The organism is Streptomyces sp. NPDC056600, assembly GCF_042792855.1.
Classification (GTDB): domain Bacteria; phylum Actinomycetota; class Actinomycetes; order Streptomycetales; family Streptomycetaceae; genus Streptomyces.
In genome coordinates this window covers 42,781-60,536 of the sequence record NZ_JBHTVQ010000009.1, presented here as the reverse complement: position 1 = coordinate 60,536, position 17,756 = coordinate 42,781, and the positions used below count along the sequence as shown (strand labels likewise).

Genomic DNA, 17,756 nt, shown 5'->3' with positions numbered 1-17,756 from the left:
CCCTGTCCGCACGGCGGGCCGGGAGAGCAAGAAGTCGGTCGTCCAGGGAGGGGAACGCTCGATGGCGGCGCATATCGGCAGGCATCTGCGCAGGGGAGCGGCTACCACGGCGGTGGCCGCGGTCGCGGTCGCGGCGCTGACGGCTTCGCAGGCGCCGGGGGTGGCCGAGCGGCCCAGATCCGAGACCGGCGACTCCCAGCCGATACCGGACCCCGCCGAGCTTCCGGGCGACGACTCGTACTACACGGATCTCCCGCAGCTGAAGTCCCCCGCCGGCGGCAAGGCCGAGTCCGCCATTCCGGCGACCGTCCTCGACGCCTACAAGAAGGCCGAGGCGACGCTGCGTCAGACCAGGTCCGGCTGCAACCTGCCCTGGGAACTCCTCGCCGCCATCGGCCAGGTGGAATCCGGCCAGGCCCGCGGCGGCAAGGTCGACAGTACGGGCACCACCCCCCCGGACAAGCTGATCATCGGCCCGCCGCTCAACGGCAAGGGCTTCGCGCACATCAGCGACACCGACAACGGCGCCTTCGACAACGACACGAAGTACGACCATGCCGTCGGCCCCATGCAGTTCATCCCCTCGACCTGGGCCTGGGCCGGCAAGGACGGCAACGAGGACGGGAAGAAGGACCCCAACAACGTCTACGACGCGGCGCTGGCGGCCGGGTACTACCTGTGCCGCTACGAGTGGGACCTCTCCGACAAGGCGGACCTCGAGCGGGCGATCCTCAGCTACAACAACTCGCGCGACTACCTGAACACCGTGCTGCGGTGGATGGAGACCTTCCGCGACGGCGTCCAGGAGATCCCCGACGGCACGGGCAGCGTGCCGGTCCACCGCAACGACGACCCGCTCTTCGTCACCCCGAACTCGCCGTCCGCGCCGCCCTCCTCGGGCCCGGGCGGCGGCACGAACGTCGGTGGCGGCAGCGGCGGTGGCAACGGAAGCGGCACGCCCGGCGGCGGCTCCACCACGCCTCCCACCCCTCCGCCGACCACGCCGCCCGCCCCGGGCGAGCCGGCGACGCCCACCGACAGGGTGCACCACCTGGAGCACGCCACCGGCGCCTCCCTCAGCACGATGGCGGGGACCACCTTCGGCGAGGGCGTCGCGGCCCGGGCGGAGACCTCCGCGGGCGTCGGCGTCGGCACGGTGCGGATCAGGTTCACCATCGTCGGCGACACCGACACCGTCTTCACGGGCGGCGAGGACGTCGCCACCGTGCAGACCGACAGCCGCGGCGTGGCGACCGCGCCCGCGCTGGTGGCCGGTGAGCGCACCGGAGCGTTCACGGTCCGCGCCACCGTCGTCGGCCGTGACGTCACGGCCGTCGAGTGGGAGGCGGCGGTCACCGTCCGCACGGCGGACAAGATCGCCCTGGTCGAGGGCGAGCCGCTGGTGTGCGCGGTGGGCGGGAAGTTCGACGAGGCGGCGCTCACCTTCTCCGCCACCCGCAACGGCGCTCCCGCCGCGAAGGTCGGGGCCACCGTCACGCTGGTGAAGGCGGCGGACGACCTCACCCAGAACGACAAGGGCCCCTACTTCGAGGACGCTGACGGCAAGGCGGTGCGCACGCTGGCGCTCACCACCGACGCCGACGGCGTGCTGGAGCTGCCGACGCTGTTCGCGGGCGACACGGCCGGCACCTACCTGCTGCTCGTCGAGACGCCGGGCGGCGGCAAGGAGACGGTGGAGCTCACGGTGGACGCCGCCGGGGAGGCCACCGCCGGTGAGGCCGCCGGCACGGCCTGACCGTCCCACCCCTCAGGCACCGACGCCGGGGCCGCCCCATCGGGCGACCCCGGCGTCTTCCGTTCCCCGGGGCGGCATCCCGTTCCGCTCCCGGGGCGGTATCCCGGGCTCCCGCCCCGCGGGCTCAGCGGCGGAGGCGGGCGTTGGTGTACCGGGTGGGGGTCGCCGAGGACGGATCCTCGGGCCACGGATGCTTCGGGTAGCGCCCGCGCAGCTCCGCCCGCACACCCCGGTACCCGTCACGCCAGAACGACGCCAGGTCCGCCGTGACCGCCGCGGGCCGCCCGGCCGGCGACAGCAGGTGCACCAGGACCGGCGTCCCCGCCACCGTCGGGGACGTGGCGAGGCCGAACATCTCCTGCAGCTTCACCGCCAGCACCGGCTGCCGCGGATCGCCGTAGTCGACGCGGACGCGGGAGCCCGACGGCACCTCCAGCCGCTCCGGCGCCAGCTCGTCCAGCCGCGCCGCCTCGCCCGACGCCCACGGCAGCAGCCGGGAGAGTCCCTGCCCCGCCTCGATCCGGGACAGGTCGGCGCGGCGCCGGGCCCGCCCCAGCTCCGGCTCCAGCCACTCGTCGGCCCGCTCCAGCAGGGCCTCGTCCGACACGTCGGGCCAGGGGTCGCCCAGGCGTCCGCGCAGGAACGCCAGCCGCTGCCGCAGCACCCGGGCGTCCTGCGACCAGCGCAGCAGGCCGAGACCCTCCGCGCGCAGCCCGTCCAGCAGCGCCGTGCGGATCCGCTCCGGGGCGGCGTCCCGCAGCGGCCGGACCACCAGCTCGACGGCGCCGAGCCGCTCCACCCGGCGGGCCACCACGTCGCCCTCGGCCCAGCGGACCTCCTCGCCCTCCGCGTACAGCGGCGCCGCCGCGCGGCGGGCGGTGTCCTCGTCGACCACCGCGGCCAGCCGGATGCGGGCGTGGCCCTTCCCCACCGGGCGGTCGGCCACCGCCACGGCCAGCCAGGACCCGTCCCGCAGCGGCGAGCCCTCCGGGAGCCGGGCCCGCGTACCGCCGGCCATCAGGCAGGACCCGCCCTCCACCCGGCCCACCCGCTCCGGGAACGCCAGCGCCGCCACCACCCCGGCCACCGCGTCGTCCCCCCACGACCGCCCGGTCCCGTCCCCGGAACGCGCCGCGGGCCCCGCGGCCGAGGAGGCCCCGGGACCTGAAGCCGCCCCCGCACCCGCCGCCCCCTCCCCGGCCAGGGACCGCAGCCGCCGGGCCTCCGCACGCCAGCGCCCTCCGTACGCGTCGCCGCCCCGGCGGGCCGAGCGCAGGGCCGCGGCCAGGTCGTCGCCGTAGGAACGCGGCACCTCCTCGCTGAGCAGCGCCACCACCTCGGCCGCCGCCCGGGCGCCGACCAGCGGCGCGGCGTCCAGCAGGGCCCGGCCCAGCCGGGGGTGCAGGCCGAGCCGGGCCAGCCGGACGCCCCGCCCGGTGGCCCGGCCGTCGTCGCCGATCGCGCCGACCGCGGTCAGCACCGACCGCGCGGCGGCCATCGCCCCGGCCGGGGGAGGGTCGAGCAGGGCCAGCCCGGCGGCGTCGGGGGCGCCCCAGCAGGCGGCCTGCAGGGCGAACGCCGTGAGGTCGGCGACCTGGATCTCCGGCGCCGGGAAGGAGGGGAGCCGGACGTCCTCCGCCTCGCTCCAGCAGCGGTACACCGTGCCCGGCGCCTCACGCCCCGCGCGGCCCGCCCGCTGCCGCCCGGCCGCCCGGGAGGCGCGCACGGTGGCCAGCGACCCCAGGCCCCGGGCATGGTCGACGCGCGGCTCGCGGGCCAGACCCGAGTCGACCACGACGCGGACGCCCGGGACGGTGAGCGAGGACTCCGCCACCGACGTGGCGAGCACCACCCGGCGGCGCCCGGCGGGGGAGAGCACGGCGTCCTGCACCGCGGCGGGCGCCCGGCCGTGCACCTGGAGCACGTCCACGCCGTCGGCGGGCAGGCCGTCCAGGGCGCCGGCGACCCGGGCGATCTCACCGACGCCGGGGAGGAAGCAGAGGACGTCGCCGTCCCGCTCGGTCAGCGCGCGGCGGACCACCTGGGCGACGTGGGACAGCAGGGCGGGGTCGACGCGGGTGCCGTGCGGCGGGCGCACCGTCCCCGGCGGCGCCCACACCGTGTCGACCGGGTGGGCGGTGCCGTGCGCCTCCACCACGGGGGCGTCGCCGAGGAGGCGCGCCCAGCCCTCGGCGTCGGTGGTGGCGGAGGCGGCGACCAGCCGCAGCTCGGGGCGCAGGTTCTCCCGGACGTCCAGCAGGAAGGCCGCCGCGGTGTCGGCGTCCAGATGACGCTCGTGGCACTCGTCCAGGACGACGGTGTCCACCCCGGCGAGTTCCTGGTCGCGCTGCAGCCGCTGCAGCAGGACGCCGGTGGTGACCACCTCGACCCGGGTGCGGGAGGAGACGGAGCGGTCGCCGCGGACCGTGTAGCCGACCGTCCCGCCGACGTCCTCGCCCAGCAGCCAGGCCATCCGGCGGGCCGCGGCCCGGGCGGCGATCCGGCGTGGCTCGGCCACCACCACCTTGCCGCCCGCCCCGCCGGCCAGGCCCGCCCCGCCGGCCAGGCCCTGCCCGTCGGTCAGCCCGGCCAGGGCCAGCGGGACGAGCGTGGTCTTGCCGGTTCCCGGCGGCGCGCAGAGGACGGCCGCGCCGTGGCCCTCCAGCGCCCCCGCGAGCAACGGCAGTGCGGATCGGACGGGCAGGTCACGGGCGGCGTCTCGCATCACCCGCCCAGTCTCCCAGGGGTCGCCGCACCCTCACCCCCAGGCGCAGGAGCAGGGGCGGGGCCGCGGACGGGGCCGCGGACGGGGCCCGGCCGGGCGGCCGGACGTCAGGTCAGTCCCGGTCGCAGACGAACACGGCGGTGCCCGGGATGAGAGCCCCGCGCAGCGGAGACCAGCCGCCCCAGTCCGCGTCGTTCCACACCGGCCACTCCGGCTCGACCAGGTCGGTCAGCCGGAACCCGGCGCGCACCACGTCGCGCACCCGGTCGCCGAGCGTGCGGTGGTGCTCCACGTAGACGGCCCGCCCCCGCTCGTCCTGCTCCACATAAGGGGTGCGGTCGAAGTAGGAGGAGGCCACACTCAGCCCCTCCGGCCCGGGCTCGTCCGGGAAGGCCCAGCGGATCGGGTGGGTGACCGAGAAGACGAACCGCCCGCCGGGCCGCAGCACCCGCCGCACCTCGCGCAGCACCAGGCCGGGGTCGGCGACGAACGGGATCGCGCCGTAGGCCGAGCAGGCCAGGTCGAAGGAGCCGTCGGCGAAGGGCAGGACCGAGGCGTCCGCCTCCACCAGCGGGAACGCCGAGCCGATCCGCAGGGCGTGCTGGAGCTGGCGGTGCGAGAGGTCCAGGGCGACGGGCCGGGCGCCCTGCGCGGCCAGCCAGCGTGAGCACTGGGCGGCGCCGGCGCCGATCTCCAGGACGTCGCGTCCGGTCAGCGCCTCCGCGGGGCCGAGCAGGCGGGCGTCCTCCTCGTCGAGCCCTTCCGGGCCCCAGACGAAGCGGTCGTCGCCCAGGAAGGCGCCGTGCTCGCTCTGGTACTCGTCGGCGTTGCGGTCCCACCAGCCGCGGCTGGCTCGGGCGCTCTCGGCGGCCGAGGTGTCCCGCCGTGTGGCCTCGGCGTCCTCGGCGACCCCGACGTTCCGTGCACCGTGGCTCCCGGCGGCGGCCGCCGACCCCGCCGCCCCGCCCGGAGGTCCGGCCGCCCCGGTCACCTGAAAACCGCTGGACTCTTGGATGACCGGCTCCTCACCGCTAATGTTCGAACCGTCCGCGCGATGTCCGCGCCGGCCGCAGGAGTCCTTCACAGACGCCTGCCGGTGGGTGTCGCGCGCTCGCGGCGGCGACCTCGCACGACGGAATTTCTGCCGGGATTGTGGCATTTCGCCCGCGGTGCGCGCTTCGCGCATTGACCCTGCCCGGCTGCCCCCGTATGCTACAAGTTGCGCTGCGGGCCTGCGCACCTCAGACGTAGCAGGTCGCGCTCGCATCTGTTGTATGTCCCCTCGGTTCTCGAGGCGCTGCTTGAAAAAGTGGCGCTTACTTGGCTGTCCGGCTTCTGCAGAGCGAAACGGGCTCCCGGCGTAAGCAGTACCTACGACTTCAATGTCCGTACCGGAGCCCTTTCCCACATGACGAGCAGCACCGAGACCACCGCCACCACGCCGCAGGTAGCGGTCAACGACATCGGTAACGAGGAAGCCTTCCTCGCCGCGATCGACGAAACGATCAAGTACTTCAACGACGGCGACATCGTCGACGGCGTCATCGTGAAGGTCGACCGGGACGAGGTCCTGCTCGACATCGGTTACAAGACCGAAGGTGTCATCCCGAGCCGCGAGCTCTCGATCAAGCACGACGTCGACCCGAACGAGGTCGTCAAGGTCGGCGACGAGATCGAGGCCCTGGTCCTTCAGAAGGAGGACAAGGAAGGCCGCCTGATCCTCTCGAAGAAGCGCGCCCAGTACGAGCGCGCCTGGGGCACCATCGAGAAGATCAAGGAAGAGGACGGGATCGTCACCGGTACCGTCATCGAGGTCGTCAAGGGTGGTCTCATCCTCGACATCGGTCTCCGTGGCTTCCTCCCGGCCTCCCTGGTCGAGATGCGCCGCGTCCGCGACCTCCAGCCCTACGTGGGCAAGGAGCTCGAGGCCAAGATCATCGAGCTGGACAAGAACCGCAACAACGTGGTCCTGTCCCGCCGTGCCTGGCTCGAGCAGACCCAGTCCGAGGTCCGCCAGACCTTCCTCACGACCCTCCAGAAGGGTCAGGTCCGCTCCGGCGTGGTCTCCTCGATCGTCAACTTCGGCGCCTTCGTGGACCTGGGTGGCGTCGACGGTCTGGTCCACGTCTCCGAGCTGTCCTGGAAGCACATCGACCACCCCTCCGAGGTTGTCGAGGTCGGCCAGGAGGTCACCGTCGAGGTCCTCGACGTCGACATGGACCGCGAGCGTGTCTCCCTGTCGCTGAAGGCGACGCAGGAGGACCCGTGGCAGCAGTTCGCCCGGACCCACCAGATCGGTCAGGTCGTCCCGGGTAAGGTCACCAAGCTGGTTCCGTTCGGTGCGTTCGTCCGCGTGGACGAGGGCATCGAGGGTCTGGTCCACATCTCCGAGCTGGCCGAGCGCCACGTGGAGATCCCGGAGCAGGTCGTCCAGGTCAACGACGAGATCTTCGTCAAGGTCATCGACATCGACCTCGAGCGTCGTCGCATCAGCCTCTCGCTGAAGCAGGCCAACGAGGCCTTCGGCGCCGACCCGTCGGCGGTCGAGTTCGACCCGACCCTGTACGGCATGGCCGCGTCCTACGACGACCAGGGCAACTACATCTACCCCGAGGGCTTCGACCCCGAGACCAACGACTGGCTCGAGGGCTACGAGAAGCAGCGCGAGGAGTGGGAGCGCCAGTACGCCGAGGCGCAGACCCGCTTCGAGCAGCACCAGGCCCAGGTCATCAAGTCCCGCGAGGCGGACGAGCAGGCCGCTGCCGAGGGTGGCGACGCCGCTCCGGCCGCGACCGGTGGTGGCGGCGGTTCGTACTCCTCCGAGGGCGGCGACACCTCCGGTGCGCTGGCTTCGGACGAGGCGCTGGCCGCGCTGCGCGAGAAGCTGGCCGGCGGCCAGAGCTGAACGCGTTCCGCGTGAACTGACGCGAGCCTGAGGAAGGCCCCGCGCGCTCCCGAGAGGGAGTGGGCGGGGCCTTTCCCGTTGCCCCGGGGCCCCGAGGGCGTGCGGCGGTCCACCGGCGGCCGACCGCCGAGGCCGTCTTTGGCATGTACTTGTAACGCCCAGAAACGTGTGCGATACACCTGAATCCCCGGGCGCGTAACACGCCACTGTGAGGATCCTTCTCGGTTGCTCAAGATCACTACCGAGAGGGGTCCCGCCATGGCACACGTCCAGCAGGGTACCGGCACCAGCCGCCGCAGCTTCCTGAGAGCCGTGGGCGTCACCGGTGGCGCCGGGGCGATGTTCGCGACCATGGGCGCGCTCGGCCTCGCCCCCACCGCGGCCTACGCCGCCGAGAAGGAAGCGCCCTTCCGGGCTCCCAGCAAGGGCGACTTCACCCTGCAGGGCCGCTCCGGCAAACCCGCCAGGGTGGTGGTCGTCGGCGGCGGCATCGCCGGTCTCACCTCGGCCTACGAACTCGGCAAGGCCGGGTACGACTGCGTCGTGCTGGAGGCCCGCGACCGGGTCGGCGGACGCAACCTCACCATCCGCGGCGGCGACAGCGTCACCGACCTCGACGGCGTCACCCAGACCGCGCGCTTCGGCAAGGGCCAGTACATGAACGCGGGTCCCGGCCGGCTCGCCCAGTGGATGAACACCCTCGACTACTGCCGCGAGCTCGGCGTGGAGATCGAGGTCTTCACCAACAGCAACGCCAGCGCCCTGATCTACAACGAACGCAACGGCATGACCGGCCCGGTCCGCTACCGCACCGCCAAGGCCGACGTCTACGGCTACACCTCCGAACTGCTGGCCAAGGCGACCAACGCAGGAGCGCTGGACGGGGAGCTGACCGCCGACGACAAGGAGCGGCTGCTCGGCTTCCTTCGCAGCCACGGCGCCCTCGGCGGCGACTACCGGTACACCGGCACCGAGCACCGCGGCATGAGCGTCGACCCCGGGGCGGCCGGACAGCCCGGCGAGGTCCTCGGCGACGTGCCGGCCCTCACGGACGTCCTCGCCTCGAACGTCGGCCGCTACTTCTCCTTCGAGTTCGGCTACGACCAGGCCATGCTGATGTTCCAGCCCGTCGGCGGGATGGACGCGATACCCAGGGCCTTCGCACGGGCCGTCGGGCACGAACGGATCCGCACCGGCGCCGTCGTGACCGGCGTCCACAACACCTCCGAGGGGGTGGAGGTCACCTACACCCGCGCCGGCCGCGCCGAGGTGGTCAAGGCGGACTACTGCATCGCCACCCTCGCCCCCTGGATCCTCGCGCGGACCCCGCACAACCTCGGCACCCCCGTGCAGAGCGCCCTGCAGGCGGTGAAGGCGTCCTCGGCGGCGAAGATCGGACTGGAGTACCGCAGCCGCTGGTGGGAGAAGGACTTCAAGATCTTCGGCGGCATCACCGAGACGGACCTCGACCTCAGCCACATCTGGTACCCGTCCTACGGACACCTGGGCGAGCGGGGCCTGGTCATCGGTTACTACAACACCGGCGCCAACGCGGACGCCTACTCGGCCCTCACCCCCGCCCGGCGTCTGGAGCGGGCGCTCGCCCAGGGGGTGAAGATCCACGGGGAGAAGTACCGCACCGAGCTGGCCTCGTCCTTCTCCCACCAGTGGAAGCTGATCCCGCACATCGAGGGCGCCTGGCACTCGATGCCGGGCGGCCCGGACGCGCCGGCGTTCGCCCCGCTCAACCAGGCGCAGGGCAACGTCTACTTCGCCGGCGACCACCTCAGCCACCTCGACGCCTGGCAGCACGGAGCCATCTCGTCGGCCCGCAAGGTCGTCACCGCACTCCACCGGCGCGTGCTGGCTTCGTGACGAGTTCGCCCGTTCGGCGGGTCCTCGCTCCGGGGGTGCGGGAATGTCCGCGCCTCCGGGCACGTTCTGTGATCAAGGAACGACGGGAGGACCCACAGTGCTTGATCCGCAGGGTTTGTACGCATGGGAGCCGAGTGGTCTGGCCGTGGCCGAGATGGCGCTCGCGCAGGAGTCGGCCGGGCTGGTCATGCTCTACCACTTCGACGGATACATCGACGCGGGTGACGCCGGCGACCTGATCGTCGACCGCCTGCTCGACTCGCTGCCCCACCAGCTCGTCGCCAAGTTCGACCACGACCGGCTCGTGGACTACCGCGCCCGCCGCCCGCTGCTGACCTTCGACCGGGACCACTGGTCCGGCTTCGAGGAGCCGAAGCTGGAGCTGCGGATCCTCCAGGACGCCACCGGGGCGCCCTTCCTGCTGCTGTCCGGCCCGGAGCCGGACGTCGAGTGGGAGCGGTTCGCCGCGGCCGTCCGTGACATCGTCGAGCGTCTCCAGGTGCGGCTCAGCGTCAACTTCCACGGCATTCCCATGGGCGTCCCGCACACCCGCCCGGTCGGCCTCACGCCGCACGGCAACCGCTCCGACCTGGTGCCCGGGCAGCGGAGCCCGTTCGAGGAGGCCCAGGTGCCGGGCAGCGCCGAGGCGCTGGTCGAGTACCGGCTGACCCAGGCCGGGCACGACACGCTGGGCGTCGCCGCCCACGTCCCGCACTACATCGCCCGCTCCCGTTACCCGGACGCCGCCCTCACCGCGCTGGAGGCGATCACCTCCGCCACCGGCCTGGTCCTGCCCGCCGTCGCGCACTCGCTGCGCAGCGACGCGCAGCGCACCCAGACCGAGATCGAGCGGCAGATCCGCGAGGGCGACGAGGAACTGGTCGCCCTGGTCCAGGGGCTCGAGCACCAGTACGACGCGGCGGCGGGCGCGGAGACCCGCGGCAACCTGCTCGCCGACCCGGCCGACCTGCCGTCCGCGGAGGAGCTCGGGCGGGAGTTCGAGCGGTTCCTGGCCGAGCGCGAGGGCGGCGAGGGCTGACCCGCGCCGCCCGGCCGGGCCCCTGTTCGCCCGACCGGCGCCGCGCACTAGGCTGCCGCCCATGCTGAATGTGGGGCTGACCGGCGGAATCGGCGCCGGCAAGAGCGAGGTGTCCCGGCTGCTCGTGGCGCACGGGGCGGTGCTGATCGACGCGGACCGCATCGCCCGGGAGGTCGTCGAGCCGGGCACGCCGGGGCTGGCCGCCGTGGTGGAGGCCTTCGGCCCCGAGGTGCTGGCCGCCGACGGGAGTCTGGACCGTCCTCGGCTCGGCGCGATCGTCTTCGCCGACCCGGAGAAGCGGGGCGTCCTCAACTCGATCGTCCACCCGCTGGTGGGCGAGCGGAGCCGCGAACTGGAGGCGGCGGCCCCGGCCGACGCCGTCGTGGTGCACGACGTGCCGCTGCTGACCGAGAACGGGCTGGCGCCGCTGTACGACCTGGTCGTGGTGGTGGACGCCGCCCCCGCGACCCAGCTGGAGCGGCTGACCGGGCTGCGCGGTATGAGCGAGGAGGACGCCCGCGCCCGGATGGCCGCGCAGGCGACCCGCGAGCAGCGGCTGGAGATCGCGGACATCGTGATCGACAACGACGTCCCCCTGCCGGAGCTGGAGCGCCGGGTCGCCGAGGTCTGGCAGGAACTGCGACGCCGCGCCCGCCCGGCGTGACGGTCACGGCGCGGGGCCGGGGTCGGAGGGAACAGCCGAGGTCCTCCGGGCGTTGAAGGCGTTCACCGAGGGAAGGCTGCTCACCGAGAGAAGGAGGGCAGACGTGCCCGACACCAGAGGCGCGTCCGGGAACACCCCGGAGACGCATGTCATCGACTTCCGGGCCGCCGAGCAACTGCTGGCCGCCCGCGATCCGCGCGGCGCGGTGAAGCTGCTCGACGCGGTGATCGCCGCGCACCCGGAGAACACCGCGGCCCGGTTGCTGCGGGCCCGGGCGTTCTTCGCCGCCGCGCAGCTGCGACCGGCCGAGCTGGAGTTCACCGTCGTGCTGGAGCGGGAGCCGGACAACGCCTACGCGCACTTCGCGCTGGCGCGGACCTACGAGCGGCAGGGCCGGGACGACCAGGCCCGGCGGCACTTCCGGCTGGCCGCGGCCCTGGACCCGCGGCCCGACTTCGTGCGCGCGGCCCGCTTCGACCCGCCCGCCGGCCCCGAAAGCTGACCGGCCGCGCGGCGTCACTCAGCGCGGCGTCCCCGCGGACGCGTCACTGCGCGCGGCGTCCCCCGCGGACGCGTCACTCCGGGTGGTGGTACGGCGGGATGTCCGGCCCCGGCTGGTAGTGCGGGCCCTGACGGATGTGGCGGACCACGACCGCCAGGTCGAACAGGACCACCAGCAGGGCCGCCCCGCACACCAGCGCCCAGCGGGGGTGACCGGTGAGGGCGAACACCGTGATGCCGAACACCGAGGCGGCCACGCCCCACAGGCTCAGCCACAGACGCAGTCGCAGGGCGCTGCGGGCGTGCCTCGGTTCGTCTCCCGAACGGCGCATGCTGCATCACTCTCCCTGACGGACGACCCGGCGGTCCCCGGGACGACGGACGACCCCGCCGACGGACCGGTCCCGACCCGCCCCGTCAGCCGCGTGGTTCGGCGGCGGCCGCCGCCCGGCGGGAGGCCTCGAGCCCGCGCAGCCGGTCCATCTCGCGGCGGTCCCGCTTGGTGGGCCGGCCCGCGCCGCGGTCACGGATCCCGGCCGGGGCCACCGCCTCACGCGGCGGGGGCGGCGGGCTGTTGTCCACGTAGCAGTCGGCGGCGACGGGCGCGCCGACCCGCTTGCGGATCAGCTCCTTGACCACGGCGACCCGCTCCCGGCCCTCCTGCCGGATCCGGACCTCGTCGCCGGTCTTCAGCGCATGGGCGGGCTTGACCCGCTCGCCGTTCACCCGGACGTGCCCGCCCCGGCAGGCCGCGGCCGCCAGGGAGCGGGTCTTGACCAGCCGCACGGACCAGATCCAGACGTCCACCCGCACGCTCTCACTCATGCCGTCGACTCTACTGCGCGCGGCCCGCCCGGCGGGGTGGTCCGGCGCCGCCCGCTGATCGGCCCACCCGGCGTGCGACGCGAGGGCGGCCGTCCCACGCTGGGTGGACGCGGGCGACGCCAGAGGGGAGCAGCCGGGCCATGAGCAGTGCCGAACCGCCGGACGCGGCCGCCGGCCGACGGCCCGGGCGCCGGGGCTTCGTCTTCCCGAGCGCGCTGACCGTGCTCGTGCTGGTCACCCTGGCGGTCTGGCTGCTGGCTTTCCTGATCCCCTCCGGCGCCTACGACCGCGACCGCGACGGCGCGCCGGTGCAGGGCACCTACCACCGCGTCGACGCGGAGCTCAGCTTCCTCGACCGGCTGAACGACCTGTTCCTCGCGCCGGTCAACGGCCTGTACGGCATCCGCGGCGAGGACGGCACGGTCGCCCCGGACCTGACGGGCGAGCTGTACGGCGCGGCCGGCGTGTTCCTCTACGTCCTGGCGATCGGCGCGTTCATCACCATGGTGTTCGCGACCGGGGCCCTCAACCACGGCATCGAGCGGCTGGCCCACCGGCTGCGGGACCGCAGTGCGCTGCTGATCGTGGCGATCATGCTGGTCTTCGCAGTGCTGGGCACGGTGTCCGGGTTCGCGGAGGAGACGCTCGGCTTCTACGGCCTGGTCGTGCCGCTGATGCTGGCGCTGGGCTACGACCGGATGACCGCGCTCGGGGTGACCGTCCTCGGCGCGGGCGTCGGCGTGCTGACGTCGACGGTGAACCCGTTCGCGACCGGGGTGGCGTCCTCGGCGGCGGACATCTCGCTGGGCGACGGGATCGTGCTGCGGTTCGTGATGTGGCTGACGCTCACCGCGGTGACCGTCACCCACGTGCTGCTCTACGCTCGCCGGGTGCGGCGCGACCCGGCGCGCTCGCTGTCCGGGTTCCGCTCCGGTGACCGGGAGCCGGCCGCCGAGTCGCGGCGCGAGGTGCCGCCGCTGACCGGTGTGGAGCGGGCCGTGCTGACCACCATGGTGCTGGTCTTCGCCTTCATGATCTTCGCGGTGGTGCCGTGGTCCGCGGCGCTGACCGGCGACGCCGACGCCGAACCCTACGGCTTCGAACTCGGCTGGTACTTCCCGCAGCTGGCCGCGATGTTCCTGGTGGCCGCGGTGCTGGTGGGCGTGATCGCCAGGATGGGGGAGCAGCGGGTCAGCGAGACGGTGGTGCGGGGCGCGGCGGACTTCATCGCGCCCGCCCTCGTGGTGGTGCTGGCCCGCGGGGTCACCGTGATCATGAACAACTCGATGATCACCGACACCGTGCTGCACGGGGTGGAAGGGGTGGTGAAGGGGACCTCGTCGGGGATCTTCGCGATCCTGGTGTTCGTGGTGAACCTGCCGCTGGCGTTCCTGATCCCCTCCACATCAGGGCACGCCACGCTGGCCATGCCGATCATCGCGCCGCTGGCCGACTTCGCCGGTGTCCCGCGGGCGGTGGCCGTCACCGCGTGGCAGGCGTCCAGCGGGATCATGAACCTGTGGGTGCCGACGAGTGCGGTGATCATGGGCGGCTGCGCCCTGGCGAAGGTCGGCTACAACCGCTACATCCGGTTCGTGCTGCCGTTGCTGGGACTGCTGTTCGTGCTGATCTGCCTGTTCCTGGCGGTGGGCGCGACGATCGCCTGACCGCCCGCTCGCCTACGCTGGGACGACATGGACGACGACCTCGCCGCGCTGGACCGGCGGATCAGCGCGTGCCGGGCCTGCCCGCGGCTGGTCGCCTGGCGGGAGGAGGTCGCCCGGGTCAAGCGGGCGGCGTTCGCGGACCAGGACTACTGGGGGCGTCCGGTGCCGGGCTTCGGACCCCCGGACGCCCGGCTCGCCGTGATCGGGCTGGCCCCCGCCGCGCACGGCGGCAACCGCACCGGCCGGATGTTCACGGGGGACCGCTCCGGTGACGTGCTGTACGCCGCGCTGCACGAGGTGGGGCTGGCCTCGCAGCCGGTCTCCACCCACCAGGGCGACGGGCTGGAGCTGTACGGGGTGCGGGTGACCGCGCCGGTGCACTGCGCCCCGCCGGAGAACAAACCGACCCGGCTGGAGCGGGACACCTGCCGCACCTGGCTGGTCCAGGAGCTCACCCTGCTGCGGCCGACCGTGCGCGCGGTGGTGGTGCTCGGCGCGTTCGGCTGGCAGGCGGCGCTGCCCGCCTTGGCGGCGGCCGGCTGGACGGTGCCGCGGCCGCGCCCGGTGTTCTCGCACGGGCAGCGGGTGCGGCTGGAGCCGACGGTGCCCGGGGCCGCCCCGCTCCAGGTGTTCGGCTGTTTCCACGTCAGCCAGCGCAACGTGTTCACCGGGAAGCTCACCCCGGCGATGCTCCGCGAGGTTCTGACCGCCGCGGCAGGCGAGGCGGGGCTCCGCCCCGGGACGGAGGGCGAAGCCCGGGACGCTCAGGGGCGCCAGGCGTAGCGGACGTCCGGTTCGCGCTCCTCGTTCGCCGCGCCGTCCGTCCGCTCGACGGCGACGAAGCCGTGCCGCTCGTAGAACCGGGCGGCCCGCTCGTTCACCTGGAACGTCCACAGCCGCAGGCCCTCGGGCCGCAGTTCCTTGGCGAGCGCCACGAAGCGGTCGCCGAGCCCCCTGCCCCGCCACTCGGGAGCCAGGTACAGCTGGGCCAGTTCGGCGTCCGCGCCGGCGCCCTCCAGGACCATCACCCCGGCGGTCTCCCCGTCGACGACCGCCACGTACGTCTCCAGCGACGGCACCACCACGTGCGCGAACCACCCACGCACCTCGTCGTCGGTGTGCGCCCGCCGCACCGTCGGCAGCGCGGCGTCGTAGGACCGCAGGTACACCTCGGCCGCCGGACCCGCGTCGGCCTCCTCGGCCCGCCGGAGCACCACCTCGGGCGCCACGGCGGTCGCGGTGATCTCCACCAGCTGCCCGGGGTAGCCCAGGCAGGCCACGCCGATCAGGGTGGAGGAGTGCGGGCCGGCGGCCAGCCCCGAGGCGGTGACCACCTCCCAGACCCGGGCGAGGACGGACGGCTCGTCGCTCACCACGTGGACCTCGGTCCGCACCACGTCCGCCAGGGTGCTGCCCACCGCCGCCAACTGCCGCCGCAGGTTGGCGATCACCTGCCGGGCCTGGGCCGGCGGGTCGCCCTCCCCGACGAGCTCGCCGTCCGCGTCCAGCGGCACCGTCCCGGCGAGCAGGGCGAGCCGGGCGCCGGCCTCCACGACCGAGACGTGCGAGTAGGCGGGAGGGGCGAACAGGCCCCGGGCGGTCACGACGCGCTCGATCATGCGGTCTCCGGTGGTCTCGGTCGGGCGGACCCCGTCGCGGAGCCCGCCCGATCATGCGGGAAGCGGTGCCGCGCCCGCATCCGGGTTTCGGCCGCCTCCGGGTGCCGATCAAGGTGTCACGCGTCCGCAACACCGCTGTTCGCGCCTGTTCGCGGAGCCTCGGTACGGTGGACGGGTCCCGCTCGGCCGACGACGCCCGAAGACGCCCACCGCACCGACGGGAGTCTCCGTGACCGCTCGCACCCGCACCCCTCTGCCGCCGTGGCTGGCGCACGCGCTGAGCGCGCGGAGCGAACCGGTGCCGTGGGGCGCCGTGGTCCGGGGGGCCTGCGCGGCCGGCCCGCTGCTGGCGGCGGCGCTGCTCGCCGGGTGGCCGTCCGCGGGCGTGACGGCGGCGCTGGGCGCCATGTTCGCCGGCATCAACGACCGCCCCGGCGGCCGCCGCGCCGCGGTCCACCGGCTGGGCACGCCCGCGGTGTGCGGTGCGGCGGGGCTGGCGTTCGGCACGGTGGCGGGGGACTCCTTCGCCGCCCTCGCGCTCACCCTGGTCCTCGCGGCGGCCGCACTCGTGGCCGGGGCGGTCAGCGCGGTCGGGCCGGTGGCCTCCGCGGCCGGCACCCAGTTCCTCGTGATGTGCGCGGTCGGGGCGGGCGCGCCGCTGCCCGCCCCGGCCTGGCAGCGGGCCGTGTGCTTCCTGCTCGGCGCGCTCTGGCTGATCGCGCTCCGGCAGGCGGCGGCCCGCCCGGCCGGACTGCGCGCCGTCACCCGCGAGCGGCGGGCCGCCGCCGTCGAACGCGCCGCCGTCGCGCAGGCGTACCGGGCGGTGGCCGCGCTGCTGGAGGCCGCCGGGACCCCGCATGCCACCGCCCGGCGCGCCGCGCTGACGGCCGCCCTCGACCAGGCGCAGGACGCCCTCGCCGGCCCCTGGTGGCGCGGCCACGCGAGCACCGCCGCCGAGAGGCGGCTGCACGCCCGGTTCGCCGCCGTGCTGCCGCTCGCCGAGGCCGCCACCGCGCTCGCCTGGGCCGGTGAGACGGTGCCCCACCGCGCGGTGGAGTCGCTGCGCAGGCTGGCCGCCGCCGTCGGCGAGGCGGACCGCCCGGGCCCGCTGCCCGCGCCCGAACGCGCCAGCGCGGCGCTGCGCCGGCTCGACGAGGCGCTGCTGCAGGCCGCGCTCACCTTCGACCGGGGCGACGACACGGGCCGCCCGCACACCCTGCGGCGCGGTCCCGGCGCCGCCGTGCGCACCGCGCTGGGCCCGGGCGGCCGGGAGTACGGGCTGCGGGTCGCCCTCTGCTTCGGCGCGGGCGCCGCCGTCGCCCAGGCCCTGCACCACACCCACTGGTACTGGCTGCCCGCCACCGCCGTGTTCCTGGTCAAGCCCGACCTGGGGCCGCTGGTCTCCCGGGTGCTGTGCCGGGCGGCCGGCACCGTGCTGGGCGCCGCGCTGTTCGCCGGGGCGGTGGCACTGCTGCCCCGTCCCGCCGGAGAGGTGGCCCTGGTGGTGGCCGCCGGCTCCCTCATCCCCCTCGCCACCCGCCACTTCGCGGCGCAGACCGCGGTGGTGACCGTCCTGGTGCTCGCCCTGATGGTCGCCGGAGGGGAACCGCAGGCCGCGGCGGCGCGCATCGGGGAGACGCTGCTGGCCTGCGGCATCGTGCTGCTGGTGGGACACCTTCCGGTGCCCGGCCGGGCCGGCGGCCGGGTCGGCGCGCAGCTCGCGGACGCCGCGCGGGCGGCGGACGCCTACCTCGCCCACGTCCTCGGCGAGAGCGACGCGCCGCGCACCGGCGACCACCGGGCACAGGGCCGGACGCTGCGCCGGGAGGCCTACCGCACGCTGGCACGGGCCCGCGCCGCCGCGGCGCTGGCGGCCGCCGAACTCCCGCTGCCCGCCCACATCCGCGGCGCCGCCGGAGCCGGCCGCACCGCGGTGCTGCTGGAGGAACTGGTGGACACGGTCACCGCCTGTGCGGTCCAGCTCGACGACACCGGGCGCCTCACCGCACGCCACACCCGCCGGCTGGCCCAGCTGCTCGAGGAGCTCGCGGCAGCGCCCCGCCCCCGTCCCCGCACGGCCCTGCTCCGGGCACCCTGAGCGGGGCGCGGAAAAAACTCCGCACGGAGCGATGAGTTCTCCGGTGACGCCCGGTCAGCACTGCTGTCGACGCATCCACCGG

At 74.6% G+C, this 17,756-nt stretch carries 14 protein-coding genes and 1 pseudogene; 9 read left to right on the top strand and 6 right to left on the bottom strand.

From position 1 onward, the window contains the following. Nucleotides 1-61: 61 nt before the first annotated feature. Complete coding sequence (locus ACFRAV_RS07385; protein WP_382552407.1) at nucleotides 62-1,756, top strand: lytic transglycosylase domain-containing protein; 1,695 nt, start codon at nucleotides 62-64, stop codon at nucleotides 1,754-1,756. Nucleotides 1,757-1,880: 124 nt separating this feature from the next. On the opposite strand, the gene hrpB is transcribed toward ACFRAV_RS07385, so the two are convergent. Both hrpB and ACFRAV_RS07375 read right to left on the bottom strand, forming a co-directional pair. After that, nucleotides 1,881-4,481, bottom strand: coding sequence for an ATP-dependent helicase HrpB (hrpB, locus tag ACFRAV_RS07380; protein ID WP_382552521.1), 2,601 nt, complete (start codon nucleotides 4,479-4,481; stop codon nucleotides 1,881-1,883). A 112-nt stretch (nucleotides 4,482-4,593) separates the two neighbouring features. Beyond that, nucleotides 4,594-5,472, bottom strand: coding sequence for a class I SAM-dependent methyltransferase (locus ACFRAV_RS07375; RefSeq protein WP_382552405.1), 879 nt, complete (start codon nucleotides 5,470-5,472; stop codon nucleotides 4,594-4,596). Nucleotides 5,473-5,889: 417 nt separating this feature from the next. Here ACFRAV_RS07375 and rpsA point away from each other — a divergent pair, with 417 nt between their 5' ends. The 5 genes from rpsA to ACFRAV_RS07350 all read left to right on the top strand — a co-directional run bounded on the left by rpsA (nucleotide 5,890) and on the right by ACFRAV_RS07350 (nucleotide 11,466). Further along, the gene (rpsA, locus tag ACFRAV_RS07370; protein WP_382552403.1) at nucleotides 5,890-7,386 is read left to right on the top strand and encodes a 30S ribosomal protein S1; all 1,497 of its coding nucleotides are present in this window, start codon (nucleotides 5,890-5,892) and stop codon (nucleotides 7,384-7,386) included. 258 nt (nucleotides 7,387-7,644) lie between these two features. Then, nucleotides 7,645-9,261 carry a flavin monoamine oxidase family protein gene (locus ACFRAV_RS07365; RefSeq protein WP_382552401.1) on the top strand — a complete coding sequence of 539 codons (1,617 nt, stop codon included), beginning with the start codon at nucleotides 7,645-7,647 and terminating at the stop codon, nucleotides 9,259-9,261. 97 nt (nucleotides 9,262-9,358) lie between these two features. After that, nucleotides 9,359-10,300: a PAC2 family protein gene (locus ACFRAV_RS07360; protein WP_382552399.1), complete on the top strand. Its 942-nt coding sequence runs from the start codon at nucleotides 9,359-9,361 to the stop codon at nucleotides 10,298-10,300. A 61-nt stretch (nucleotides 10,301-10,361) separates the two neighbouring features. Beyond that, nucleotides 10,362-10,964: a dephospho-CoA kinase gene (gene coaE / locus ACFRAV_RS07355; RefSeq protein ID WP_382552398.1), complete on the top strand. Its 603-nt coding sequence runs from the start codon at nucleotides 10,362-10,364 to the stop codon at nucleotides 10,962-10,964. Between the two features lie 103 nt (nucleotides 10,965-11,067). Next, on the top strand, nucleotides 11,068-11,466 hold the full coding sequence (locus tag ACFRAV_RS07350; protein WP_382552396.1) for a tetratricopeptide repeat protein: 399 nt from the start codon (nucleotides 11,068-11,070) through the stop codon (nucleotides 11,464-11,466). 73 nt (nucleotides 11,467-11,539) lie between these two features. Here the strand turns inward: ACFRAV_RS07350 and ACFRAV_RS07345 are convergent, their stop codons facing one another. After that, on the bottom strand, nucleotides 11,540-11,797 hold the full coding sequence (locus ACFRAV_RS07345) for a DUF6343 family protein (protein WP_382552394.1): 258 nt from the start codon (nucleotides 11,795-11,797) through the stop codon (nucleotides 11,540-11,542). A gap of 85 nt (nucleotides 11,798-11,882) precedes the next feature. After that, nucleotides 11,883-12,413, bottom strand: coding sequence for an RNA-binding S4 domain-containing protein (locus ACFRAV_RS07340; RefSeq protein ID WP_382552520.1), 531 nt, complete (start codon nucleotides 12,411-12,413; stop codon nucleotides 11,883-11,885). Nucleotides 12,414-12,430: 17 nt separating this feature from the next. Between ACFRAV_RS07340 and ACFRAV_RS07335 the strand changes: the two genes are divergently transcribed. Both ACFRAV_RS07335 and ACFRAV_RS07330 read left to right on the top strand, forming a co-directional pair. Further along, entirely contained in the window at nucleotides 12,431-13,957 is a 1,527-nt protein-coding gene (locus tag ACFRAV_RS07335; protein ID WP_382552392.1) for a YfcC family protein, read from the top strand. A gap of 27 nt (nucleotides 13,958-13,984) precedes the next feature. Then, on the top strand, nucleotides 13,985-14,740 hold the full coding sequence (locus tag ACFRAV_RS07330) for a uracil-DNA glycosylase (protein WP_382552390.1): 756 nt from the start codon (nucleotides 13,985-13,987) through the stop codon (nucleotides 14,738-14,740). Here the strand turns inward: ACFRAV_RS07330 and ACFRAV_RS07325 are convergent. Together ACFRAV_RS07325 and ACFRAV_RS07320 are read right to left on the bottom strand one after the other, a co-directional pair. After that, the gene (locus ACFRAV_RS07325) at nucleotides 14,722-15,186 is read right to left on the bottom strand and encodes a GNAT family N-acetyltransferase (RefSeq protein WP_382552519.1); all 465 of its coding nucleotides are present in this window, start codon (nucleotides 15,184-15,186) and stop codon (nucleotides 14,722-14,724) included. The two genes, ACFRAV_RS07330 and ACFRAV_RS07325, sit on opposite strands and share 19 nt — an antisense overlap. Nucleotides 15,187-15,243: 57 nt before the next feature. Continuing rightward, nucleotides 15,244-15,576: pseudogene (locus tag ACFRAV_RS07320) on the bottom strand (RidA family protein); the annotation flags it as partial. 229 nt (nucleotides 15,577-15,805) lie between these two features. Between ACFRAV_RS07320 and ACFRAV_RS07315 the strand changes: the two are divergent. Then, nucleotides 15,806-17,674: an FUSC family protein gene (locus tag ACFRAV_RS07315; protein WP_382552389.1), complete on the top strand. Its 1,869-nt coding sequence runs from the start codon at nucleotides 15,806-15,808 to the stop codon at nucleotides 17,672-17,674. Nucleotides 17,675-17,756 lie beyond the last annotated feature (82 nt).

Excerpts from the sequence above, each read along its gene's own strand:
- ACFRAV_RS07385 (WP_382552407.1), top strand. The coding sequence starts at position 62 with ATGGCGGCGCATATCGGCAGGCATCTGCGCAGGGGAGCGGCTACCACG.
- hrpB (WP_382552521.1), bottom strand. The coding sequence starts at position 4,481 with ATGCGAGACGCCGCCCGTGACCTGCCCGTCCGATCCGCACTGCCGTTG.
- rpsA (WP_382552403.1), top strand. The coding sequence starts at position 5,890 with ATGACGAGCAGCACCGAGACCACCGCCACCACGCCGCAGGTAGCGGTC.
- ACFRAV_RS07365 (WP_382552401.1), top strand. The coding sequence starts at position 7,645 with ATGGCACACGTCCAGCAGGGTACCGGCACCAGCCGCCGCAGCTTCCTG.
- coaE (WP_382552398.1), top strand. The coding sequence starts at position 10,362 with ATGCTGAATGTGGGGCTGACCGGCGGAATCGGCGCCGGCAAGAGCGAG.
- ACFRAV_RS07345 (WP_382552394.1), bottom strand. The coding sequence starts at position 11,797 with ATGCGCCGTTCGGGAGACGAACCGAGGCACGCCCGCAGCGCCCTGCGA.
- ACFRAV_RS07335 (WP_382552392.1), top strand. The coding sequence starts at position 12,431 with ATGAGCAGTGCCGAACCGCCGGACGCGGCCGCCGGCCGACGGCCCGGG.
- ACFRAV_RS07330 (WP_382552390.1), top strand. The coding sequence starts at position 13,985 with ATGGACGACGACCTCGCCGCGCTGGACCGGCGGATCAGCGCGTGCCGG.